We start from the raw sequence: 23,941 nt of genomic DNA, 5'->3' as shown, positions 1-23,941 counted from the left end.
TAGGCGATTGTCGGCCAGGGGCACCAACCTACGCTGCTGCGCAGCTTCGGTTGGCAGGCCAACATCGACCTGCCACCGCCTCTCTCCCACCGTCCCCCTCAAACCGCCCGCTTGTTCGGCTCTGGGCGCTGGCCGGCGCCCCCTTCGACGTTCCGCCAATCCGACTGCGCTTCGTCGGCGCTTTCGAAAATATGCGCGGCGACGCCGCGTTTTTCCAGGGCTTCGCCCAGCTTGATGCGCAGGAAGCCCGAGGTGGTGTAGCGGGAGACGCCGGAATAGAAGCGCTCGGTCAGGCTGCGCACCATCGCCGAATATTCGTCGAGCAGTTCGGGCAGTATCGAGAAATTGTCGTAGTTGACGATCGCGTAGACGCGCCGGTTGAGCCCGCCGAGCCGGGCTTCCACGGCGCGCGCGATCGCGTCGATGTCGGCGCGGCTGCGCAGCGCAAAGCGCTCCAGATTGACGAAGAACAGGTTTTGCTGCTCGTCCAGCGTGAAGCGCTGGCCGAGCGGGATCGTCAGCATATCGTTGTGCAGGCCCATCGCACCCTCGCGGAAAATCCGTGGGTCCATAACAACCGGATCGCGCGGGATCGCCGGCTTGAAATCCATCAGCGCCAGAATGTCGCGCTCGACATCGATGCCGGGCGCGACTTCGGTCAGTTCAAGCCCGTCTGGCGTCAGCGCAAACACGCAGCGCTCGGTGACGTAGAGCACGCGCTGCCCGCGCCCGGCCGCAACCGCGCCGCTGAACGTCACATGCTCCACCGCCTCGACGAATTTGCGCGCTTTGGCTTCCTCTGAAATGACCAGCTTGCCGTCGGACACAGCAATGCGCTGGCGTCCTGCGCCAAACGTGCCGACAAAGACCACCTCCTTGGCGCTCTGGCTGATGTTGATGAAGCCGCCGGCGCCGGCGAGCTTTGGACCGAACTTGCTGACGTTGAGATTGCCGGAACGATCGACCTGCGCCAGCCCGAGAAAGGCGGCGTCGAGGCCGCCGCCGTCATAGAAATCGAACTGGTAGGGCTGGTCGATCACTGCCTGCGTATTGATCGCGGCACCGAAATCGATGCCGCTGGCGGGGATGCCGCCGATCACCCCGGGCTCGGCGGTCAGCGTGATGAGATCGATGATGCGCTCCTCGTTGGCGACGGAAGCGATGCCTTCGGGCATGCCGATGCCGAGATTGACGACGCTGTTGGCCTTCAGCTCGAACGCGGCGCGGCGCGCGATGATCTTGCGCTCGCTCAGCGGCATCGCCGGCAACGAGCCGGCGCGCACCCTGATCTCGCTGGAGTAGGCCGGGTTATATTGCGTGCCAAAGGTCTGCCAGTGGTTTTCCGGTTTTGCCACCACGACGCAATCGACCAAAATGCCGGGGATCTTGACCTGGCGGGGATTGAGGCTGCCGCTGTCGGCGACGCGCTCGACCTGCGCAATGACGATGCCGCCGGAGTTATGCGCCGCCATGGCAATCGCGAGCGCCTCCAGCGTCAGCGCTTCCTTCTCCATGGTGAGATTGCCTTCCGCGTCGCCGGTGGTGGCGCGGATGATCCCGACGTCGATCGGAAAGATCTTGTAGAACAGGCATTCCTGGCCGCCGAGGGTGACCAGCTCGACCATATCCTCGGTGGTGCGGGCGTTGAGCTTGCCACCGCCGTGGCGCGGATCGACGAAGGTGCCGATGCCGACGCGCGAGATGTGGCCGGGCCGCCGCGCGGCGATGTCGCGAAACATGTGGGTGATGACGCCCTGCGGCAGATTGTAGGCCTCGATCTGGTTGGAGATCGCGAGCTGCTGCAATTTGGGCGCCAGCCCCCAGTGGCCGCCGATGACGCGCTTGACCAGTCCCTCATGGGCAAAATGATTGAGGCCGCGGTGCTTGCCGTCGCCCTGCCCCGCCGCATACACCAGCGTCAGGTTGCGCGGCTTGCCCTGCGTGTAGGGCGCGTCGACCTCGGTTGAGAGATAAAGCTCTTCCAGCGCCAGCGCGATCTCCTCCGCAAAGCCGATGCCGACAAAGCCGCCGGTGGCGACCGTGTCGCCATCGCGGATGAGACGCACCGCTTCGGCGGCCGTGACAATCTTGCCCTTCTCTGAGCTGCGCAAATAGGGCAGCGCCGGATGCTGGCTCATCGCGTTCCTCCCTAAACTCTAAACCAGCCCCGTGAGGTAGTAGACGCCGATCACGAAAAACACCGCTGCCGTCTTCAGGCAGGTCACGGCAAAGATGTCCTTGTACGACTGCCGGTGGGTCAGCCCGGTCACCGCGAGCAGGGTGATGACCGCGCCGTTGTGCGGCAACGTATCCATGCCGCCGCTCGCCATCGAGGCGACGCGATGCAGGACTTCGGGCGGAATGTGCGCCGCTTCCGCCAGGGCGATGAAATCCTTCGCCATGGCGGCCAGCGCAATCGACATGCCGCCCGACGCCGAGCCGGTGATACCGGCGAGCGAGGTGACGGTGATGGCTTCGTTGACCAGCGGGTTGGGCATACTCTTCAGGGCATCCTTGATGACGATAAAGCCGGGCAGTGCGGCGATCACGCCGCCAAAACCATATTCGGACGCGGTATTCATCGCCGCCAGCAACGCACCGCCGATCGCGGCCTTGCTGCCTTCGGCGAAGGTCTTTTTCAGTTTGGGAAACGCGAACACGAACACGGTGAGAATGCCCGCGATCAGCGCGCCCTCCACCGCCCAGATCGCCTTGATGCTGGCAATCGGGGTTGCGATCGAATGGTCCAGCGCCAGCGTCAGATCGTAATTCGTGCCGTAGGCGCGATCGATCAGGCCGCCGAACACGCCGGGAAAACCGCCGAGCAGCAAATTGACCAGGAACACCACGATCAGCGGCAGAAAGGCGACGAATGCCGGCGCCAGCTCTTTGGTATCGACCGGCGGCGGCTCGTTGCTGTGGCCCTCGCCATAGCCCTCGCCCGACGCTGCCGCCTGGCGGCGGCGCCATTCGAGATAGAGCATGCCGAACACGAAGATGAAAATCGCGCCTGCCGTGCCGAGGATCGGCGCCGCGCCATTGGTGGTCTTGAAGTAGGTGGTGGGAATGATGTTCTGGATTTGCGGACTGAAGGGCAGCGAATCCATGGTGAAGGAAAAGGCGCCAAGCGCGATCGTGCCGGGGATCAGGCGCTTTGGGATATTGCCGGCGCGGAACATTTCGGCGGCAAAGGGATAGGCGGCGAACACCACGACAAACAATGAGACGCCGCCGTAAGTGAGAACCGCACAGACCAGCACGATCGCGAGCATCGCGCGCTGGCTGCCGACCAGGCCGATGACGGCGGCCACGATCGATTTGGAAAAGCCGGAGAGCTCGATCACCTTGCCGAAGACAGCGCCGAGCAGGAACACCGGAAAGTACAGTTTTGCAAAACCAACCATCTTGTCCATGAAGAGGCTGGTGAAGGCGGCCGGCACGGCGCCGGGATCGGTCGGCAGCACCGCGCCGAGGGCGGCGACCGGCGCAAACAGAATGACGCTGAAGCCGCGATAGGCGACGAACATCAGGAAAACGAGGGCGGCGAGCGCGACCAGAAAACTCATTCATTCCTCCCGGCAGGATTTTTCTTGCGCATTTTTCATGCGTTGTTTCGGGACCAGAGCAAGGTTCGCGCCAGATGCATTGTGATCGAGCAAAATGCTTGAAAACCCGGCAGTTTGCGCAACTGCCGGCGGCATTGCGGCTGATACCATCACGTCAACTTTCCGAGACTCGATACACATCGAGTCTCGAAAGTCAGACAGAAGACGAATCCGGCACCGCCAGCCCGAATTTGGCGAGCTTCTTGTAAAACGTGGCGCGCGAGATCCGCAGCATTTTGGCGGCTTCCGAAATCTGCCCATTGGCGGCGGCAAGCGCACATTCAAGCGTGCGCCTTTCAAACTCCGCTTCGGCTTCCGCATAGGGCACGACGGCACCCGCAGGCGCCGTGGCCGGTGCTGCGATCCTCGCCTCGGCGCCGACGGGCAGGATGCGGGCGAAATCGTCGCCGGTGAGGCGGCCGGAATCGCTCAGGATCAGTGCGCGCTCCAGAATGTTGCGCAGCTCCCTGACATTTCCCGGCCAGTCGTAGCGGGCCAGCGCCGCGAGGCCCGAGGGGGTCAACCGCGCGTTGAGGTAATCGCCGGAATGGATGATGTCGTCGAGCAGCCGCGCGCAGATCTCGGGCAGATCGCCGGCGCAGTCGCGTAGCGGCGGCAACTCGATCGAGAGCACGTTGAGCCGGTAGTAGAGATCGGCCCGGAATGTGCCTTCATTGACCCGCTTCTGCAGGTCGACATTGGTCGCCGCGATGACGCGAACGTCGACCTTCGTCACCTTGTCCGATCCGACCGGCTCGATTTCCCGCTCCTGCAACACGCGCAGCAGCTTGACCTGCAACTGCAGCGGCATCTCGCCGATTTCGTCGAGGAACAAGGTGCCGCCGTCGGCGGTCCGGAACTTGCCGTCGCGGCCCTTGCGGTCGGCGCCGGTATAGGCGCCCGAGGCGACGCCGAAGAACTCCGACTCGATCAGCGTATCGGGAATGGCGGCGACATTGACGCTGACGAAGGGTTTGTCCGCACGCGCGGAGGCGTTGTGGATCGCTTGCGCCAGCAGTTCCTTGCCGGTGCCGGTTTCACCTGACAGCAACACCGTCACGCTTTGCCGCGCCGCCCGGCCGGCCAATTCCTTGGCCCGCGCAATGCCGGAGGTGGTGCCGACATAATCGTCGAAAGTGAACCGCGCAGTGCGCGCCTGCGACAATTGCCGTTTCGCCAGCCGCAGATCGCTTTCGAGCTGCGCCATCCGCGCAATCAGCGGCTTGAGATTGTCGATATGATCCGACAGCACGAAACCGATGGCGCCGATGACATTCCGGTTCTCGTCCTCGATCGGCATCCGCGTCACGACCAGCGGCTCGCCGCCGAGCTCCATGATATCGAGCAGGATCGGCTCGCCGGTCTCGGCGACGCGGCGCATCAGGCTGTTGGGGATGATCTCCTCGATCGGACGCCCGATTGCTTCCGAGACGTGATTGAGCCGGAGCGAGTGCAAATATTTTTCATTGACATAGACCACGCGCCCGGCGCGATCGATCGCAATGGCGCCCTCACACAGGCTCTCCAGCCGCTCGAACAGCGTTTCCATCGCGCGTGCGCGGACGGTCTCGGGATCGCTGACGATGGACTTGCGATCGGACATACTTCGAAGCTGCCTCGTTGACTTCCATTGTAGCAAGAGACCCGATGATTTCACACCGCGAAATCCGTCACCAGTCGCGCGGCACGGTACCCGGACACGGCTTCGCGATATCGCGGCGCGAGGCGCCCGAATTGTGTTGGAATCTTTGCCCCGAGAAAATCAGAGGGCGCAGGAAACGCCGGGTGCCCTAACATTACAGTTGTCGTTTTTTGAAGTGGGCCCGTTGGGCGGCGGCCTGGTGAGTTCTGCGCCAGAGTGACCATGCGATGATGTGTGCGGGTTGGATCCGCTTTCGGGCGAGCCTGATGGCGATGCGGCGGACTTCCTGGATTGACCAACGGATCAATGACGGATTGGTGATATTTTGAGTTTTGCCGTGGTTCGGCGTTTCGTTTTTTTGGGCGGCGGCGAATTGGCGCGATGGCGGATCACCGCCATCATGGCGAAGGCGAGCATCACCAGGGAAACGTGGCGATGCCACCCATGCCAGGATCTGCTCTCGTTGTGATCGAGCCCGAACTCGTTTTTCGCGGTCTCAAAGCTGTCCTCGATCGCCCACCGATGGCCTTCGACCGCCACCAGCGTTTCGATGGATGTTCCCGCTGGACACCAGGTGGTGAAGAAGGCGAGATCGCCATCGGCGATACGACGACGGATCAGCAGACCTCGTGTCCAAAGACCATGATTTGCGCTGTAAAATTCTTCGACCTCGAGATCGGCCAATTCGAGATAGCACCAATCGTGCAGCCGCGGTCCTTTGGTTCCGGCCCCTGCCGACAGGCGTTTCCAATCGGACGCGCGCCGCGTCCGAGCGATGTCCGCGGCCTTGCCGGCGACCGATCGCCGCTTGCCCCAGGATTGAAATACATGAGCGCTGCTGACCCCGAGCACGTAGCCTTTGCCTGCCCGGCGTAATTGCTGTTCGATATCGCCAACACCGTAGACAGTATCACCGGCAACCCACTTGAATGGTACAGACGCGGCTATGGCGCGTGCGATCATGCTCGTTGCAAGCTTTGGCTTGGTCGCAAAGCCGGCACCGGGAGGCACATATGCGGCTTCCAGACGATCTGGATCGTCGGTCCATTCCTTCGGAAGATACAGCGCGCGATCGATGAACGCATGACCGTGGCGCGACACGTAGGCGGCGAAGACGCCGATCTGGCAGTTCGTGATCTTGCCGGCGGAACCAGTGTATTGCCGCGCCACCCCGCACGACGCCTTGCCTTGCTTGAGAAAGCCGGTCTCGTCGATCACGAGCACCGCATCGTCATCCGCCAAATGCTCGATGACATAATCGCGGACGATATCGCGCAGACCATCAGCATCCCAATCCCTGCGACCCAGGATCGCCTGTTGCCGCCAAGGACCGGGATCGCCAGCTGCCTCCGCGCGCATCCAACCGGTCTTGCGTTGCTCATCTCCGAGCAGGCTTTCCAGAAACAAGCCTGCATTCCTCGCAACACGATCTTGATTGAACAACGGACGTATCCGTTGCTTGATCTCACGAAGCGACGCCGCCCACAGCGCAAGCGTCTCTTCAATCGACGCTGGCCGCGTCCACGATCTTCGAATCATGGTTGCCCATGGATTCAGAAAACTGCATAAAAGGCAACTGTAGTGCTAAGCACCCGCAGCCCCTGTGCATTGGTAGTAAGCACAGGGTAGTCACCACAGGTACCCGGAACACCCGGCGCTTCCTGCGCAATGGTTTTACGGCTTATATCGTGCTCCCCGGCGACGAATTCGTCTTGCCACCGTCATCGGCGAATTGACGGCTTTGCGAAACCCGGTTGGGTCCGCAAAACCTCCGCCGACTTGACACCAGCAACGGGTGCCAGGACCACACGGTTTTGCCGTACGCGAACGTCTTCGCCCAGAGGCCTCGGTGGCTGTGCAGCCCGCCGAAGCGTTGATGAAGACGGATGCAGCGCCGTTCGTCTGCGCGCCGGTCGATCGCTCACGGGCAAAGCCCGCCCTGCGATCCCGTTTCGCGCCCGACGCTGTCGCGTCCACCGCATCCCGCACCCAACGTCCGTGACGATCGCGATACGCCCCTCTGGCGGGCCGGGATGGGGCGAGCTTCTATCGCTGATTTGCCCGACGGGACAAGAGGATTATTTTCTTAAGATGGGCTTGACAGAAAATCACTGATTTGCCCGTCGGGCGTGTTTTCCACTAAGGTCGCCCGATGGACATGCTCGTCAAGCTCTATGCTCTGCCCGATTCGCGGCCTGCCTACGATCGATTGCTTAAGGCCGGAATTGTCATGCGGCGCGCGCTCGCCCCCGAAAAGCACAAGGTCACAGCCTGGGTGCGGCAGGCATTCAGCGAGGCATGGGCCAGCGAAGCCGAGGTCGCCTTCGGCCGCCAGCCGGTCTCCTGCTTCATCGCGGTCCAGCAAAAGAAGATCGTGGGATTCGCCTGCCATGATGCGACCTGTCCCAACTTCTTCGGTCCCACCGGCGTCGACCCGAAGGCGCAAAAAAGCGGAATCGGGAAAGCCCTGCTGTTCGCCTGTCTCGAGGACATGAAGCATCAGGGTTTCGGCTACGCCATCATCGGCGGCGTCGGGCCGGCTGACTTTTATTCGAAAGCGGTCGGCGCGGTGGCGATCGAGGGATCGGAGCCCGGGATTTATCGGGGGCTGCTGTAGCGGGCCGTGCGCGGGAGTGGCCGAGGCCGCCGAGGGGTGCGGTGCGCCAAGGGCTAGACTGCGGCCCCGCGCGGCCAGCCTGGCATCCGAAGGCAGAAGACAACGTTGATCTATGTCAACATCATCCATCCGAGGGAGCCGACGCTCTCCGCGACTTTTTGCGACTACGCTGTTGCGCCTGCGACTTTTCAGGAGGGCCGAGCATGACGCGGCACCCTTTCGGGCAGGAACGGTGAACTCACCCCGTCAATCGCATTGGAGTTCGCCAAATTATCGGATCAAACTGGATCGCCAAACCTGCATTTCGAGAGCACCCTGATCATAAGCAGTTCGCGCGTGAGGTCTTGGGAGGATTTCGCAATGACAACAATGACAGCCGCATCTTCCGGTGGTCCAGCCAAGCAAGAAGGTGCACTGGTTCGGATCGCAATCGGCTTCACCGCGTGGGCGGAGCGCTGGTTTCCCGACGCCTTTATTTTTGTCGCCATTGCCGTCGTGGTGGTCGCGCTCGCAGCACTGATAAACGGGGCTTCGCCGCTTGCTGTTAGTGTAGCCTTCGGCAACGGCTTTTGGAGTCTGATCACCTTCACCATGCAAATGGCCTTCGTTGCTATCGGTGGATACGTGGTCGCTACCTCCGCCCCAGCGCGGCGCCTTATCGGCTGGCTTGCTGATTTGCCCAGCACCGGCACTGGTGCCGTGGGGCTCGTCGCCATCGTGAGCATATTGGCCTCGTTGCTTAACTGGGGGCTCAGCCTGATCCTTGGTGGACTGTTGGTGCTTGCGCTTGCGGCGCGCCGCGAATTGCGGATGGATTACCGCGCTGCAGCGGCTGCGGCGTATCTGGGGCTCGGTGCGACTTGGGCGATGGGGCTGTCTTCGTCGGCAGCGCAGTTGCAGGCAAATCCTGCAAGCTTGCCGAAGAGCCTATTATCGATCACCGGCGTTATTCCGTTTTCCGAGACGATCTTTCTATGGCAATCGATGGTGATTACTGCTTCGCTTCTCGTGATTTCCGTCGTCATTGCGGTTTGGTCGGCCCCAGGACCCAACACCGCGGTCACCGCCGAAGCAATGGGGATCGATGCCTCACGCGAAGACGCGATTGTCGTGGCGCCGCCCAAGCAGCCTGGGGAATGGCTCGAACATTCACCCATCCTTACTATTCTGCTCGCGCTCCTCGCGCTTGGCTGGGTGATCAACGAATTCTCTCGCCAAGATTGGATGATCGCAATTTCTAGCCTCAATACCTACAACTTCATGTTTATCATGCTCGGACTTCTCCTCCATTGGCGGCCGAAGCGATTTTTGGCGGCGGTTGTCAAGTCGGTACCGGCGACGTCCGGCGTGCTGATCCAGTTCCCGTTCTACGGCGCAATCGCCGCCATCCTGACCCAGGCGAAGAATGGTGCAGGCGTAACCGTTTCCGATCAGATCACCCATGCCTTCGTAAGCATGTCTACCCAGCATCTCTATCCGTTGGTGATCGGAATTTATTCGGCGGTCTTGGGTTTCTTCATCCCGTCTGGGGGCGGGAAGTGGCTGCTCGAAGCGCCCTATGTCATGCAGGCGGCCACCGACCTCAAAGTGCACCTCGGCTGGGCCGTGCAGGTTTACAATGCCGCGGAAGCATTGCCCAATCTCATCAACCCGTTCTGGATGCTGCCGCTGCTCGGCGTTCTAGGTCTGCGCGCTCGTGACGTCGTGGGTTTCACGTTCCTGCAATTACTCCTGCATCTGCCAGTCGTGCTGTTCTTGCTGTGGGCGCTGGCCTACACGCTCGAATATCATCCGCCGGTGATGCCATGAGAAACGTCCGATTGCGGGCCACCCGTACAGGGCGGATTGGGCCGAAACCGTAATCCGCCAACTCGGGGGCATTAACGGCGGATCACGCTGACGCTAATCCTACGGGCTGCGTTGCAACGGATACGGCATTGGGACAGGCGTGGGCTGAGGCGGGTTTTTACAGCGATCTCCCGGCCTGATGGCCTCCGTGGCCATTACGCCTCCCGACACTTCCGAAAGCTCGGAAGAGTTTAGTTCGCTTAATTCACGCCCGTCGTGAGCCTAGCTAGCTCCGATGGCAGCACGCGAAACCATACCATTGCGGCATTTCCGGCCTCCTTCGTGCTGCTTGGAAAACGGCTTCATCACCGACCGAGAATTATTTCGTGGGGATCATCCGCCAAGGCGAGCTCGTCGAATGTGATCGGGCGCACATTCGGTCCGACGACGGTGGGATAAGGAAGGTCCATCAGTGATGGAGGAGATCCCCATGACCAAGCAGAACCAGAACCGCCAGACCAGCAGAGCTGAACTTAGCCTGGACGAACTCGAATCCGTCTCAGGCGGCGCCATCACCTGCCGCAAGTCAGGTCGAGATCAACAGGAATACCTGACGTTCAAGCTCGATACGGTTTTGGCAAGCGGCTAATCCCGCATTGGAGTTCGTGTAACGGGCCTGTGTTCAGAGCTCGAGGGCGGATTCAGCCCGACGGGTCCGCGCAAGGCGCGGCCCGATGACAGGCTCCGGCGTCATCCGCCAATTCGGCGGCCTCCAGCGGCGGATTACGCCGACGCTAATCCGCCCTTGCGAGCTTCTGCACGGTGTTGAAGCAGGGAAGCGACCCCGGCCCGTCAACGCCCCGGCGAACCGATCCGGTAGTTGAGGCCGAGCATCACCGTATCGACCCGATGACTGATCCGGATCGGCTCCGGCGACGGATCAAGGATGAATGTCGTGTTGAGCGTGCCGGATCCAAAATCCATGTGGCTGTATTCGGCGAATACCGACCAGTTCGCCGCGATCAGATATTCGAGGCCGGCACCGACCGTCCAACCGGTGCGCGTCTCCGCCGCGCTATAGGTATCGGTGACGCCCATTCCCGTGATCGCATATTTGAGATCCGATCGCATCCAGGCGGCGCCGCCCCTGGCGTAGACCAACAACTGCGGCTGGATCGCATAGCCGATACGCGCCGTCGCCGTCGCCAGCCACGAAACCCGGGAACTGAGGTCGAACACGTTTGGAAATTGCGGGTCGCCGAAGGCGGGCACGACGTGGTTGCTGTCCTTGAAATCGATCGCGTCGAACATGCCCTGCGCGCCGATCACCCAATTGCCGGCCTGATAATCGCAGCCGATCTGGCCACCCCCCATGGCGCCGGTCGCACGCTCTGACCCCAGGTCGAAATTCGGCAGGCGGTGCGGATTGACGTTGGTAAAGTTCTCGTGGTCCGAGCCGCCGCCGGCATTCGCGCCGATATAGCAGCCCGTCCAACTGTAAAGCGGCGCCATGGCGGGCGCCTTCGTCGACATCCGGGTCGGCAGATCGGCAGCGCCCGACGGCCCGCTTGCAACGCCGGCAACGAGCGCAATACCCAATAGAAGCAGCTTTTGCATGAGACCCCGACCAATCCTGTAAACGGCATTCCCCGGTTGGGATGCCCGACGCGACTCTCTCGCGCTCGCAGAATTACGCTAGGCGGCGTTGCCGGATCGGTCTTGGACTATGCGGAAACAACGGCAGGACTGGGCGGAAGTCGCGGAAGTTTAATTGTTGTGTTGCCGCGATGCCGCATGGCCTAGAGTGGCGCAGCAACGGAAGCGATTCATGAATTCCCCGCCGGACAATTTCTTCAGATTATCGACGGATCAGTTTGCGGAGCGGGATCGTATCGAGGCGGCGCGCGAATTGATCGGGCGCTCGCTGATGAAGATGGAATTCGATCTGCTGCCCGATGTTCCCTTCAATATAGAGATGGTGTTCCGGGTGCTGCCCGATTTCGGCCTCGCGTCCGGCACCTGTTCCGCGATGGATTGCCTGCGCACGGCGCAGATGATCGAGAGCGACGACCTCATTCTGACGGTCGCACTATCCGGCGGCAGCGTTCTTCATGTACGCGATAGCGAGATCGAGATCGGCGGCGGCATGGCCGCGCTCACGCGCACGACCGACGTCAGCCGCTGCGCCATTCATTCGACCTCCGAATTCGTCAACTTCCGTTTTCCCTTCGACAAGATCGCGCCGATGATCGCCGATCTTGACGCTGCCGCGATGCGGCCGATTCCGGCAGACACCGAGGCGTTGCGGTTACTGGTGCATTACGCCAGCGCGTTGAAGAACGAGGCCATGCTGGCGACGCCGGAGCTCCAAAGCCTGATCTCCAGCCATCTGCAGGATTTGGCGGTGCTGGCGATCGGTGCGACGCGCGATGCCGAAATGATCGCAAGCCACCGCGGCATTCCCGCCGCGCGGCTGCGGGCGATCAAGGCCGACATTGTCAGGAATTTTGCCGACCGCGATCTCTCGATCGATGCCGTCGCGCAGCGCAACGGCATCACACCGCGCTACGTCAGCATGCTGCTCGAGAGCGATGCGACGACGTTTTCCGAATTCGTGCTGGCGCAGCGGCTGCATCGGGCGCATCAGATGCTGACCGGCCAGCGATGGTCGAACCGAACCGTGAGTTCGGTTGCGTTCGATGCGGGTTTTGGCGACCTGTCCTACTTCAATCGGGCCTTCCGCCGGCGCTATGGCGCGACACCCTCCGACGTCCGCAACAAGGCGCGAGGCGAGCAGTGGCGCTGAGGCTTGGGTACCTCGAACGGCGGAAGAGCTTCATCGGCTTGTTCGCAAGCGCGCCACGTCCGGCGGAAGGCCTGCTCGTGCAGAAAACAACCCAATGTTGCAGTAGAGCCACAGCCAGTTCGTTCCGTCTGTGACTATTATGATGCGGCAACTACCTTGGATTCGGAGGGCGTCTTCCTGGCGGCAGATCGGACATCGCCAGCACTGGGAATGTAGTGGGAATGAAACAGGTTGTTCTGGCCGGCACGGTGCTGCTGGCGACGGCGATCGGGGCTAACGCCGCCGATCTTCCGGTCAAGGCGTTTTTCAAGGCGCCGCCTGTGCCTTCCTGGAGCTGGAGCGGCTTCTACGCCGGCGTCAACGCCGGGTACAGCTTTGGCAACGATACCTTCGACGAGAATTTTGTCGGCGCCGCCCAGCTCCCTGGCGTCGGCCATGTGCTGCCGCGCGGGGCCGTGGCCGGCGGTCAGCTCGGCTACAACTGGCAGTTCGGTCATGTGGTGTTTGGCGTCGAAGCCGACGGACAGTGGACCGGTCAGCGGGATACCGGCTGCGGCGGCCTCGAATGTGTTCTCAACTTCAACGGCGAGGTCGGCGCCTTTTCGATGCGCCACGAGCTCAATTGGTTCGCCACCGCGCGCGGCCGGGTGGGCTTGGCCAACGAGGGCTACCTGATCTATGCCACGGGCGGCGCGGCGTGGGCCGGGATGCGCGAGACGGCGATGGGCCAGATCGATGAGGCGCGAGGCGAAGTCGCCGTGAACAATGTGCTCAGCGGCTGGGCGTTGGGCGGCGGCATCGAGGCGCGGCTCTGGGGCAATTGGAGCGCCAAGGTCGAGTATTTGCATCTCGACTTCAACGGCACGACCACGACGAGCCACATCGTCGGAGGACCCGTCGCCGGCGTCGGCTTCGATGTCATGAGTTTGGCCAAGACCCGCGTCACCGACGACATCGCCCGCGTCGGTCTGAACTACGGATTCTGGAACACCCCGGCGGTGGCTCCGGCGCCGATCGATCCATCGGCCGCGGCGTGGCGCTGGACCGGCTTCTATCTCGGCATCAACGGCGGCTATGGCACCGGCAACACCACGTTCCAGCAATACAATTTCATCGATCCTGCGGTGCTGCCGCCGGGACCCGGCATCACCAATAATGTCTCCTCGTTTGCGCCCCAGAAGCTCGGACCGCGGGGCGCCCTGGCTGGCGGCCAGGGCGGTTTCAACTGGCAGATCGAGCATGTCGTGGTCGGCGTCGAGGCCGACGCGCAATGGACCCGTCAGGATGACGTCGGCTGCGGCCAGGGTTGCGTCTCCGGCGAAAGCGAGGCCCAGCGGCTGAACTGGTTTGCGACGGCGCGCGCCCGCCTCGGCTGGGCCAACGACGGTTATCTGCTGTACGTGACCGGCGGCGGCGCCTGGGGCGAGATCGAACAAACCAGCACGATGGTGTCCAGCGACATTTTCACCTTGCATTCGAAGCAGACCCGCAGCGGCTGGGTCGGTGGCGGCGGCATCGAAGCCCGGCTTGTCGGCAACTGGACCGCCAAGGCCGAATATCTCCATATCGATCTCGGCAGCACGACCAACTCGCTCGCGGTCACCGACATTTTCTATAACTCGTTCTCGGTCAAGTCCTCGTTCCGGGACGACATCTTCCGCGCCGGCTTGAACTGCAAGCTGGGTATGAACTAAGCGCGGTTTCCTCACGCGCGCCCGCATCAAGTGCGTAGGGCGGATTGGAGCCGACCGCGTGCGTTCGATGCGGGTTTTGGCGACCTGTCCTATTTCAATCGGGCCTTCCGCCGGCACTATGGCGCGCCACCCTCCAACGTCCGCAACAAGGCGCGGGGCGAGCAGCAACGCTGAGGCTTGGTCTCGGCTATCGCACCTCTAATGGCGGATTACGCCTTCGGCTCCGATCCGCGCTACGCGCTCATTGGTATACATCGGTATTATTGGTAATATCGTTGGTTGACTATTGGTTTTTTATCGGTAATCTATCGGTGTCGCGCGACCGCTAACCGATGGACATCCTCTTATGCCGATTAGTCAGAAGCTGATGGTCGAAGCCGGGCTCCGCCTGCTGGAACAGGGTGGCTACTCAATCATCGGTGCTGTTGAAGGGGCCCACCACAGGGCAACCGTTAAGAGGGTCGCGGGCGGCAGCACCGTCCAAGTGCGGACCTGCAACCTGCCACAACTACCAATGGTCTTCACGGAAAAGGAGGTCCTCAGCCACAGCATTCCAGATCGGGTTTCGACTGCGCTGACCTACGATTATGTGCTGGCGGTTATCCCTGCGACGCTGACCACGGTCTCTGCGTTTCTGATCCCGTCTCGGACCGTGCGCGACTATGTACTCACGCAGCTCGATCTCGGCCTCAAAGATCTCTCCCCGCACCTCAATCAAAAGCTTTGGCAAACGTATCGGCTACCGGGATCGATCGACGTCAGCGGGCTGATCGAGGAAACTGAAGATGGAAAGGCCGAAAGTGGTCCTCCGCTGACCAAGAACGACGTCGAGGGTTCGATGACGCTCCGCGATCGCATCGAGCAGCACCGCACGAACATTGCACGCGATGCCGGCGTTACGTCGGAGAAAGTGCGGATCGAGATCGACTTTAGCTGAATGGCACAAGAAAGGACCTTCCTTCCAAGCGATCCATCCCCCTCATCCGATCTCCTTCGGCACCACCATCTCTACCTGCGGCTGCCCCGCCACCGACGTCACCGCAAACGCCCGCGGCTGCGTCAGCACCTCCGGCTGCAGGATCTGGTCGAGTTGCTCGCGCGTCAGAAGCTTCTTTTCCAGCACCAGGTCGTAGACGCTGGCGCCCGTGACCAGTGCCTGCTGGGCGATCTCGGTGGCGTTGGCGTAGCCGATATAGGGGTTGAGCGCGGTCACGATGCCGATCGAGTTTTCGACGCCGCGGCGCAGATGCTCGCGATTGGCGGTGATGCCGCTGACGCATTTCGTCGCCAGGGTCAGGCAGCCGGCGCGCAGATGATTGACGCTCTTGAACAGGCTGTGGGCGATGATCGGCTCGAACGCATTGAGCTGCAACTGGCCGGCCTCGGCCGCAAAGCTCACGGTGACGTCGTTGCCGATCACCTCGAAGGCGATCTGGTTGACGACCTCGGGTATCACGGGGTTGACCTTGCCCGGCATGATGCTGGAGCCGGCCTGCATCGGCGGCAGGTTGATCTCGCCGAGGCCGACGCGCGGGCCGGACGACAGCAGCCGCAGATCGTTGCAGGTCTTCGACAGTTTCACCGCCACGCGCTTGAGCACGCCGGAAAGCTGCACGAACGCGCCGCAGTCCTGGGTCGCCTCGATCAGGTTCGTCGCTGTCACCACCGGAATGCCGGTGACTGACCGCAAATGCCGGCACACCAGCCCGGCATAGTCCGGATGCGAATTGATGCCGGTGCCGATCGCGGTCGCTCCCATGTTGATTTCGCAAATCAGCAGCACCGCCTCCTTCAGCCGCTGCTCGTCCTCGCCCAGCATCACCGCGTAGGTCGAGAACTCCTGTCCCAGCGTCATCGGCACCGCGTCCTGCAACTGGGTGCGGCCCATCTTGACGATGTCCCTGAACTCATCGGACTTGTGCTCGAAGGCTTCGCGCAGCACCGCCATGGCTTCGACCAGCCGCATGATTCCCGAATAGCCCGCGATCTTGAGCGCCGTCGGATAGACGTCGTTGGTGCTCTGGCTCATATTGACGTGCTCGTTGGGATGCAGAAACTTGTAATCGCCCTTCGGCCGGCCCAATAGCTCCAGCGCGCGGTTCGCAATCACCTCGTTGGCGTTCATGTTGGTCGAGGTGCCGGCGCCGCCCTGGATGACGTCGACCACGAATTGCTCATGCCATTTTCCGGCCCGCACTTCCTCGGCGGCGGCGACGATGGCATCGGCCAGCTTGGCATCCAGTAGCCCAAGCTCCCGGTTGCTCTTCGCCGCCGCCAGCTTGATCGAGGCCAGCGCCGCGACGAGATCCGGATAGATCGAGATCGGGGTACCGCTGATCGGAAAATTCTCCACCGCGCGGAGCGTGTGAACGCCGTAGTAAGCGTCTGCCGGTACATCCCGGTCGCCCAGAAGATCGTGTTCGCGTCGCGTGCTCATCGGAGCCCTCTCGTCGGGGGTGTTGGTGAGCTCCCGATAAGATCAGGAAGGGGCGATCTTTCCAAGCCTCATCAAATGTGACCGTCCGGAGACGCGCAGGCTTTGGCGCGGCGGCGGCGAGGCGGTCACGATGCGCCGCCGGTATTTGCGACGAATTCTGCGATCAACCCGGCCAGCCGTCATTCACTCCGCATCGAACAATCTGATCCTGGGCATATCGAGCTTCACCGGCTCGGCCGCGAAAGCTTGCGCCGGCTCGGTTTGCTCCCTGACCTTCTGCTCGACGTCACGCAGCTCCTGCTCCTGCCGCTGCTGGTACCGGCGCTTCCCGGCCCATTGCTGGCGGCGGTCGGCTCGCCGCTTCTCTGCGCCGGCCCGCTTCATGTCGACGTCGCGGACCTTTGCAGATGAGTCTTCGCCTGAAGCGGCCTCTGCACGTGCTGGAGCTTGTGCGACCGGCGCCACGGCCGGCTGCGCCGCGGCCTGCGTGGCGTTCGCCGGTTCTGTCTGAGTTTGCTGCGGTTGGTTCTCCACGGGCGCCGCGACGACGACGGGATTCGTTGCCGCTGCCTGCGTCGCCGCGAGATACGGCACCGGTTCCGAAGGGTCTGCGATCACACGTATCGGCCGCGCCGACATCCGTTGCTCCAGCCTGGTCATCTCGGTGCCATTCCTGGACGGATGGGGGTTGACGATGTTGGCCACCAGCAGCCCGCCGCCAAGGCCCGCAACGATGGCCGCGATCACGGTTCCCGCTCCCGCGAAATAAGCTGTCGATGTGCGCATGGCTCGGCTCCTATTCCTGCAGGCAAACGCGCAGGGGTGGGCCGATGTTCCGACGCGAAGGCGCACGCGCGGGCAGGAACCCGGCGATCAGCGATGATCACGACGCATATCTCGCGCGGCCGCGCGTCGATACGATTGGATTCAGCTTTCAGGAAACAGCGGCGTGGCGGCTTCAACCGCTCAAATCATCGCGGCGACTTTTTCCAGCCCGATGATGCGGGCGAGCGAACGCACTTCGCTCTTCTGGTCTTCGCGGAGCTGGAACAGCAGCGGCATTGCCGCAGATTTCAATTGCTGGACTTCTTCGGAGTCGGGATCGATCGGCACGCCGGTGGCGCCCGGGTCGACCTGCCGCTTGGCGTGGATCTTGCGGGCGACGGCGCGCAACGCGCTCTCCACCGGCGGCCAATAGGATTCCTGCGCTGAGGACAATTTCAGGCGTTCCTTGATGCCGGCGATCTGCATGTCGCTCAATAGCGCGTAGGTCTTTTGCGGCTGCGGCTTGCTGGCGGCCTTCGGCTTCGGCGCCGCGGCCGGGTCGGCCAGCTTCGGCATGACGATGTCAGAGGGGGCGCCGGAGGCATAGGCCTGGCGCTGCGGTTCGGTCAGTAGCACAGATTGAGGTTGGGCTTGGGTTTGAGGTTGGGTCTGGGCTTGCGGCTCGGCTTGAACCTGTGCCGGAATTTGGGTTTGCGGCGGTTCGAACGACGCCAGCGCCAAAGCGGCGACGGCAAGCCGGTCCTTCTTGGCTTCCTTGTTCGAAACAAGGGGCTTGTCGATCACCGCAGAAGCCACCTCGTATCGCGCCGCCGATACACTGTCGCGGCCGAGAATACTGGTGGCGGCGGCACCGACCACGAGGAAACAGGTCAGCGCGACGAGGGTAATGGCTCTGGTCAAAAAGGTCTCCATTCGCGTCGACCGCCTCGGCCTACCCTCGAAAACTGGATGCTAATTAAGGCTTTACCATGCCGCTGAAGGGGTCACGGCACGGGGAAAGAGCTGAAAATCGTGCTGAAACAACCGGAAATTCAGGCCGCCGCCGCCAGATCATAGGCATCCTGGATATCCGCGACGATTTCGTGCGCTTCCCATACCGCGCCCGGCGCGACCGAGCGCAGGCTGACCGTCCAGTTGGTCCTGCGCGTGCGGGGCGTGCTGACGATGTCGAATTCGACGCTGCGGCACATCGGATGCCGCTGCAGGGCATAAAACACCCGGGTCTTGAGTTCATCGATTGTCGCCGGGGTTTTTGCAAAAAGCGCCTCGAAATCCATCTCGCATCCCCTTCTCTGTCGGGCGGTCCGGTGGTGGCGGCGGACCATCCTCTGGGACTATTGTTGGGGCTGCCGTGGTTAACGGCGCGTTAAGGCCGCGCAGCCTCGACAGGGCGCCGATGGCGCCGCGGAACGGTTTTGAATGGCGGGATCGACACATCAGAGCACGACGGAAGCGGCGGCAACGCCGTCGGTCCGCACCGCCTTGCTGGCGGCCACCACCGTCTCGATCGTCACGCTGTTGATTGCGACCTTCGAATTGGCGATGGCGGACTGGCCTTTGAGCTTTGTCCTGCTCGGCATCCTGCCGCTGGTCGCCTTGATGTTTTTCGGCTGCGGCCTGTGGTCGGCGACATTGCTGATAAGGGTCCGCCACGGCGGGGCCCAGTTCGCGGCACCGTTTTTCATTTGCGCGTTGACGCTTACGATCCTCGCCTACGCGCCGCTGCAGCAGATCGCGTTACAGCGAAATTTCGACTGGCACCGCACTGAGCGCGAACGGATCGTGGCGCGGGTCGAAGCCGGCGATCTCAAGCCCAATGTCGACACCAACGAAAACCTGATCGCGCTCGGCGACGACGCGCCGAATGTCTCCGCAGGCGGTAACGACATCGTCGTCGACCAGACCGACCAGGGCACCTATGTGCTGTTCCTGACATCGCGCGGCCTGAAGCACACTTTCACCGGCTTCCTGCACGTGCCGTCTGGCGGCGATCCCAAAAAATTCTCCGAGTTCGACGACAAGCCGCCGACCCGGCTCGTGCGCTACGGCAAGGATTGGTATTTCGTGGCGAACTAGGGCTGCCTCGAACCACTTCTCCTCTCGTCGTCGCCCGGCTTGACCGGGCGATCCAGTACTCCGTGTCCTGCATCGTAATCACGACGTGTGCCGCGGTGTACTGGATGCCCCGCTTGAATGTTTGGTCCGGACAGATCGCTGACGGGTGTCCGGGCTAAACATTGAAGCGGGGCATGACAGTGAATGCCCGTTTACAAATTGAGCGTTTCTCTCAGCCGAGCTTCACATGCGCACTCGCGGCTTCGTATTCCGCAACCGTCCGCGCCACGAGTTCATCGACCGGGAGCACCTCGGTCACACCCGAGGTCGCATGGCCTGCGCTCCAGATATCGCGCCAGCGTTTCGGGCGGTTTTCGCGCGCGCCGACGTCGATGTCCTTGCCGATTTCGATCGCGCCGCGCTGCGGCAGATCGTCGGGGTCGAGGCCTGCCGCCTCGATCGACGGCCGCAGCATGTTGGTCTGCAATCCCGTGAACGCGGTGGTCAGCAGAATATCGTCGGCGGAGCTGGCGACCAGCATCGCCTTGTATCGCGCGTCCGCCATGCTTTCGCGTGTGGCGATGAATTTGGTGCCCATATAGGCGAGATCGCAGCCGAGCGCCTGCGCCGCACGGAGCGCGTGGCCGTCGCCGATGCCGCCCGCGAGCACCACCGGCCCGTCGAAGAACGCCCGCACCGCGCGCACGAACACGAACGGGTTGAGCCAGCCGGTCTGGCCGCCCGCGCCCGCCGTCAGCAGCACCAGCCCGTCGGCGCCGGCGGCCACCGCGCGCTCGGCGTGGCGGATGCTGGCGACATCGGCGAAAACCAGCGCGCCGGCATCGTGCAGCGGCACCAGCACCGGCGCCGGCGATCCGACCGATGTGATGACCATCTCGGGCCGGTGCCGCAGCAACACCGCTAGATCCTGCGCGAGCCGCGCGTTGGAGCGATGCACGATCAGGTTCGCGCAAACCGGCGCCGCGGGCTTGCCGCTTGCGTCCGAATGCTGGCGCAGCCGCTGGTCTATCTCGCCGAGCCAGCCATCGAGCTCCTCGGGGCTGCGGCAATTCACCGTCGGGAATGAACCGATCACGCCGTTACGGCAGGCGGCCGCCACCAGTTCGACCCCGGAGACGAGGAACATCGGTGCGGCGATCAACGGCAGGCTGAGCCGGTCGCAGAAGCGCGAAAGAGGATCGGCGGTTGGCAAAGGGCTTGTTCCCGGCTTGAGCAGCGGCTTTTGTGTGCTAGCGTTGCGGCCAACTTTGGCACGATCAAACGCCGAAGACAAAGCGACACAATTGGGAGGACGAGAGAATGAGCGATCCGCTCTATGCGTTTCCATCGACGTGCGAACAGACGCTGCGCGCGCTGGCGCGCTACCCGTCGCGCACGGCGTTCAGCTGGCCGGGCGGATCAATCAGCTATCAGGGCGCGACCGACCTGATCGGGCGGATCCAGAAAGTGTTCATGCAGCTCGGCTTTGCGCCCGGCACCCGCGTCGCGTTTTTGACCGCCAACCGCGCCGACACCTGGTGCGCGGGAGTAGCCGCGCAACTGGCGCGGCTTGCGATCACCTGGCTGCATCCCCTGGGATCGCTCGACGATCAACTGTTCCAGCTCGAGGATTCCGAGGCGCAGATGCTGGTGATCGACGGCGTCACGTTCCGCGATCGCGGCGGCGATCTCGCCGCCAAGGCGCTCGGCGTGAAAACCGTCTTTACGCTCGGGCCGGCCAATTACGGCGTCGACCTGTTGCAGGCGATCGAGACCGCCGGCCACGCGAGCCCGCGCTGCCTCGCCGGCCCCGACGATATCGCGACGCTGAATTACACCGGCGGCACGACCGGCAAATCCAAGGGCGCGCTGCGTTACCACCGCGAATATGGCGGCTTTGCCAGCGCGATCCTGGCCGATTTCGAAATTCCGGAAACGCCGCGCTATCTCACGGTGGCGCCGATCAGCCACGTCGCCGGCACCAAGGTGCTGCCGACGCTGATGCGCGGTGGCACCGTGCATATGCTCAAGGGCTTCGATCCGGAGGCGGTGTTCAAGACGATCGCGCGCGAGCGCATCAACTTCACGCTGTTCGTGCCGACCATGATCTATGTGATGCTGGATCATCCTTCGCTCGACAAGACCGATCTGTCCTCGCTCGAATTGCTGCTTTATGGGGCGTCGGCGATGTCGCCGAGCCGGCTGGTCGAGGGCATCGAGCGGATCGGGCCGGTGTTCTCGCAGCTCTATGGCCAGACCGAATGCTATCCGGTCTCGGTGCTGCGCAAGGCGGACCACGATCCCAAGACGCCCGAGCTGTTCCTGTCCTGCGGATTCCCGATTGCCGCATGCCAGGTCAGGATTTTGGACAATGACGACCAGGAGGTCGCAACCGGCGAGGCCGGCGAGATCTGCGTGCGCGCCACGCATGTGATGGCGGAATACTGGAGACGGCCCGAGCAGACCGCGGAAACGCTGAAGAGTGGCTGGCTGCATACCGGCGACATCGCCCGCGCCGACGAGCGCGGTTACATGTTCATCCTCGACCGCAAGAAGGACATGATCGTCTCCGGCGGCTTCAACATTTTTCCGCGCGAGATCGAGGATGTGTTGTCGGAGCACGCCGACGTCGCCATGGTCGCCGTCGTGGGCGTGCCCGACGACAAATGGGGCGAGGCCGTTACCGCCGTGATCGTCGCGCGCGACGGTACGAGGCCGAACGCGGACGAACTGATCAACCTCGTCAAAGCCAGGAAGGGTTCGGCGCACGCGCCAAAGCACATCAAGTTCGTCAAGGAGCTGCCGATGACCGGCGTCGGCAAGGTCGACAAGAAGGTGCTGAAGGCGGGCTTTTGGGTCGGCCACGAGCGGATGGTGGGGTAGATGCTCTCGTGTCCCGGACGCGGTGCAGCGCCTCTTAGCGCTGCTCCGCAGAGCCGGGACCCTCAGTGCCGCTTGCTGGGTCCCGGATCAGCAGCGCACCACGCCGCAAGACATAGCGCGTCGAAGACGCGCGTGAACGCGCTGATGGCGCTGCGCAGCATCCGGGACCCGAGTGCTGCTGAATCTGCCTCACGCCGCCGGCTCGTAGAACAGCACGACATTGCCATTGCCGAACGCCCGCGACTTCGCGAGCTTCATCGGCAGCTTGCGCTTGACGCCCTCGAACAGCGTGCGGCCGCTGCCGACGACGAGCGGGTTGAGCACGATCTGGTATTCGTCGATCAATCCGGCTTCCGCCAATTGGGCGACGAGGCTGCCGCTTCCCATGATCACGATGTCTGGACCGGGCTTTTGCTTCAGCTTGCGGACTTCGGTCGCAAGATCGCCCTTGAACAGCGTGGTGTTGCTCCATGAGGCCTGGTCCATCGTCGTGGAAAACACGTATTTCCTTAAGTTGTTCATCCGCTCGGCAATGATGGGATTGCTTTGCATCGCAAGCGGCGTCGGCCAGAAGCTCGCCATCAAATCATAGGTGATCCGGCCGAACAGCAGCTGGCCGCCGCCGCGCGCGTTCTCCGCAACGAAGGCCTGCCACTCCGGGTCCTGCTTATGGGCCCAGCTCATGTCGCCATTGGCATCGGTGAAATAGCCATCCAGCGACATCGAATTGTAGACAACCAGCTTTGGCATTGATTGCTCCTTCCGGGATTTGGTGGTCGATCGCCCGCGAAAATTCGCGATCAGTGCACTTCGGGCAGCTGCTCGGTCCGGCCTTCCACCCAGCGCAGCGATCCCGGCGTCGTCAGCATTTCGCCGGACTCCAGCAGCGTCTTGATTCCGGAGAGAATCATCGGCCAGCCGCCATAGAGCTGGTTGTTGGCGCCGTCGCGCAGCTGATCGTGGGTGACGGTGAGCCGGCAGGAATCGCCGACCTGTTCGATCTCCCAGGTCACCCGCGACGTCCCCTCGCCCTTGACGTCCTCGCCCCAGACCGCCCGAAAACTCTGCACCAGCCGGCGCGGCGGATGGATCTCCAGATTCTCGCCCTCGAAGATCAAATTGCCGTGGCCGCGGCCCTCGTAGCGCGAGCCCTGGGCCCAATCCGACGTGACGACGGCGCCGAACGTGTATTTGCGCCGCATCTCGGTGTCGGTGATGGCGTGCCAGAGGCGCTCGGGCGTGGTCTTGATGTAGATTTCGAAAACCTTCTCCATCGTCTTCTCCAATGTGCGCTTGAGTTCGCTCAGGTCGGCGGCCCAGGGTTCGGCGTATTTGCTGACCCAGCGGTCGTGGACCAGCCGGATCGGAACCGGGTTCAGGAAGTGCAATTTCTCGCGGCCGCGCCGCTTGCTCACGACGAGACCGGCCTCCTCGAGCGCCTTCAGGTGCTTCATCACACCGAAGCGCGTCATCGGCAGCCGCTGCTCGAGTTCGCTCAGCGTCTGCCCATCCCGCTTGAACAATTCGTCGAGCAGGCTTCGGCGCGTCGGGTCCGCAAGGGCTCTGAACACAGCATCCATGGGACGGATAATAGGTGACCATTTGGTCACATGTCAAGGCTGATGCGA

General features: G+C 62.6%; 21 protein-coding genes and 1 pseudogene. 9 read left to right on the top strand and 13 right to left on the bottom strand.

Translation table 11 applies throughout. The features are described from left to right. Nucleotides 1-98 precede the first annotated feature (98 nt). The 5 genes from V1289_RS27105 to V1289_RS27085 all read right to left on the bottom strand — a co-directional run bounded on the left by V1289_RS27105 (nucleotide 99) and on the right by V1289_RS27085 (nucleotide 6,786). Entirely contained in the window at nucleotides 99-2,138 is a 2,040-nt protein-coding gene (locus V1289_RS27105) for an acyl CoA:acetate/3-ketoacid CoA transferase (RefSeq protein WP_334400346.1), read from the bottom strand. A gap of 18 nt (nucleotides 2,139-2,156) precedes the next feature. Continuing rightward, nucleotides 2,157-3,566, bottom strand: a complete 1,410-nt coding sequence (locus V1289_RS27100; RefSeq protein WP_334400345.1) for a GntP family permease — start codon at nucleotides 3,564-3,566, stop codon at nucleotides 2,157-2,159. Next, complete coding sequence (locus V1289_RS27095) at nucleotides 3,567-3,719, bottom strand: hypothetical protein (RefSeq protein WP_334400342.1); 153 nt, start codon at nucleotides 3,717-3,719, stop codon at nucleotides 3,567-3,569. Nucleotides 3,720-3,759: 40 nt separating this feature from the next. After that, nucleotides 3,760-5,208 carry a sigma-54 interaction domain-containing protein gene (locus tag V1289_RS27090; RefSeq protein WP_334400340.1) on the bottom strand — a complete coding sequence of 483 codons (1,449 nt, stop codon included), beginning with the start codon at nucleotides 5,206-5,208 and terminating at the stop codon, nucleotides 3,760-3,762. 342 nt (nucleotides 5,209-5,550) lie between these two features. Next, nucleotides 5,551-6,786 carry an IS701 family transposase gene (locus tag V1289_RS27085; RefSeq protein ID WP_334396467.1) on the bottom strand — a complete coding sequence of 412 codons (1,236 nt, stop codon included), beginning with the start codon at nucleotides 6,784-6,786 and terminating at the stop codon, nucleotides 5,551-5,553. 613 nt (nucleotides 6,787-7,399) lie between these two features. Between V1289_RS27085 and V1289_RS27080 the strand changes: the two genes are divergently transcribed. The 3 genes from V1289_RS27080 to V1289_RS27070 all read left to right on the top strand — a co-directional run bounded on the left by V1289_RS27080 (nucleotide 7,400) and on the right by V1289_RS27070 (nucleotide 10,301). Further along, nucleotides 7,400-7,864 carry a GNAT family N-acetyltransferase gene (locus V1289_RS27080; RefSeq protein ID WP_334400338.1) on the top strand — a complete coding sequence of 155 codons (465 nt, stop codon included), beginning with the start codon at nucleotides 7,400-7,402 and terminating at the stop codon, nucleotides 7,862-7,864. 369 nt (nucleotides 7,865-8,233) lie between these two features. Beyond that, a complete protein-coding gene (locus V1289_RS27075) occupies nucleotides 8,234-9,673 on the top strand; it encodes a short-chain fatty acid transporter (protein WP_442896199.1) in 1,440 nt (479 codons plus the stop codon). 469 nt (nucleotides 9,674-10,142) lie between these two features. Further along, complete coding sequence (locus V1289_RS27070) at nucleotides 10,143-10,301, top strand: hypothetical protein (protein ID WP_334400332.1); 159 nt, start codon at nucleotides 10,143-10,145, stop codon at nucleotides 10,299-10,301. Between the two features lie 203 nt (nucleotides 10,302-10,504). On the opposite strand, the gene V1289_RS27065 is transcribed toward V1289_RS27070, so the two are convergent. Continuing rightward, entirely contained in the window at nucleotides 10,505-11,269 is a 765-nt protein-coding gene (locus tag V1289_RS27065) for an outer membrane protein (protein WP_334400331.1), read from the bottom strand. A 211-nt stretch (nucleotides 11,270-11,480) separates the two neighbouring features. Here V1289_RS27065 and V1289_RS27060 point away from each other — a divergent pair, with 211 nt between their 5' ends. The 4 genes and pseudogenes from V1289_RS27060 (at nucleotide 11,481) to V1289_RS27045 (ending at nucleotide 15,089) form a co-directional block, all read left to right on the top strand. After that, a complete protein-coding gene (locus V1289_RS27060) occupies nucleotides 11,481-12,458 on the top strand; it encodes a helix-turn-helix transcriptional regulator (protein ID WP_334400329.1) in 978 nt (325 codons plus the stop codon). A gap of 221 nt (nucleotides 12,459-12,679) precedes the next feature. Then, a complete protein-coding gene (locus tag V1289_RS27055) occupies nucleotides 12,680-14,152 on the top strand; it encodes an outer membrane protein (RefSeq protein ID WP_334400327.1) in 1,473 nt (490 codons plus the stop codon). A 60-nt stretch (nucleotides 14,153-14,212) separates the two neighbouring features. After that, a pseudogene (locus V1289_RS27050) lies at nucleotides 14,213-14,326 on the top strand (helix-turn-helix domain-containing protein); the annotation flags it as partial. A 172-nt stretch (nucleotides 14,327-14,498) separates the two neighbouring features. After that, entirely contained in the window at nucleotides 14,499-15,089 is a 591-nt protein-coding gene (locus V1289_RS27045; RefSeq protein ID WP_334400323.1) for a hypothetical protein, read from the top strand. A 42-nt stretch (nucleotides 15,090-15,131) separates the two neighbouring features. Here V1289_RS27045 and aspA read toward each other — a convergent pair whose 3' ends face one another. The 4 genes from aspA to V1289_RS27025 all read right to left on the bottom strand — a co-directional run bounded on the left by aspA (nucleotide 15,132) and on the right by V1289_RS27025 (nucleotide 18,652). Beyond that, nucleotides 15,132-16,589, bottom strand: a complete 1,458-nt coding sequence (gene aspA, locus V1289_RS27040; RefSeq protein WP_334400321.1) for an aspartate ammonia-lyase — start codon at nucleotides 16,587-16,589, stop codon at nucleotides 15,132-15,134. A 183-nt stretch (nucleotides 16,590-16,772) separates the two neighbouring features. After that, entirely contained in the window at nucleotides 16,773-17,336 is a 564-nt protein-coding gene (locus tag V1289_RS27035; protein WP_334400319.1) for a hypothetical protein, read from the bottom strand. 219 nt (nucleotides 17,337-17,555) lie between these two features. After that, nucleotides 17,556-18,275, bottom strand: a complete 720-nt coding sequence (locus tag V1289_RS27030; RefSeq protein WP_334400317.1) for a hypothetical protein — start codon at nucleotides 18,273-18,275, stop codon at nucleotides 17,556-17,558. A gap of 131 nt (nucleotides 18,276-18,406) precedes the next feature. Beyond that, on the bottom strand, nucleotides 18,407-18,652 hold the full coding sequence (locus V1289_RS27025) for a hypothetical protein (protein WP_074271061.1): 246 nt from the start codon (nucleotides 18,650-18,652) through the stop codon (nucleotides 18,407-18,409). Between the two features lie 142 nt (nucleotides 18,653-18,794). Here V1289_RS27025 and V1289_RS27020 point away from each other — a divergent pair, with 142 nt between their 5' ends. Then, on the top strand, nucleotides 18,795-19,451 hold the full coding sequence (locus tag V1289_RS27020) for a hypothetical protein (RefSeq protein WP_334400315.1): 657 nt from the start codon (nucleotides 18,795-18,797) through the stop codon (nucleotides 19,449-19,451). A 211-nt stretch (nucleotides 19,452-19,662) separates the two neighbouring features. Here the strand turns inward: V1289_RS27020 and V1289_RS27015 are convergent, their stop codons facing one another. Next, a complete protein-coding gene (locus tag V1289_RS27015) occupies nucleotides 19,663-20,643 on the bottom strand; it encodes an NAD(P)H-dependent flavin oxidoreductase (RefSeq protein WP_334400313.1) in 981 nt (326 codons plus the stop codon). A 107-nt stretch (nucleotides 20,644-20,750) separates the two neighbouring features. On the opposite strand from V1289_RS27015, the gene V1289_RS27010 reads away from it, so the two are divergent. After that, a complete protein-coding gene (locus V1289_RS27010; protein WP_334400311.1) occupies nucleotides 20,751-22,313 on the top strand; it encodes an AMP-binding protein in 1,563 nt (520 codons plus the stop codon). 189 nt (nucleotides 22,314-22,502) lie between these two features. Here V1289_RS27010 and V1289_RS27005 read toward each other — a convergent pair whose 3' ends face one another. Further along, nucleotides 22,503-23,063, bottom strand: a complete 561-nt coding sequence (locus tag V1289_RS27005) for a dihydrofolate reductase family protein (RefSeq protein ID WP_334400309.1) — start codon at nucleotides 23,061-23,063, stop codon at nucleotides 22,503-22,505. 50 nt (nucleotides 23,064-23,113) lie between these two features. Further along, on the bottom strand, nucleotides 23,114-23,884 hold the full coding sequence (locus V1289_RS27000) for an ArsR/SmtB family transcription factor (protein WP_334400307.1): 771 nt from the start codon (nucleotides 23,882-23,884) through the stop codon (nucleotides 23,114-23,116). Nucleotides 23,885-23,941 lie beyond the last annotated feature (57 nt).

It is taken from the genome of Bradyrhizobium sp. AZCC 2289 (genome assembly GCF_036924615.1).
Classification (GTDB): Bacteria; Pseudomonadota; Alphaproteobacteria; order Rhizobiales; family Xanthobacteraceae; genus Bradyrhizobium.
Note: the sequence above shows the minus strand (reverse complement) of the source record. Positions and strands in the feature narration are given on the sequence as shown.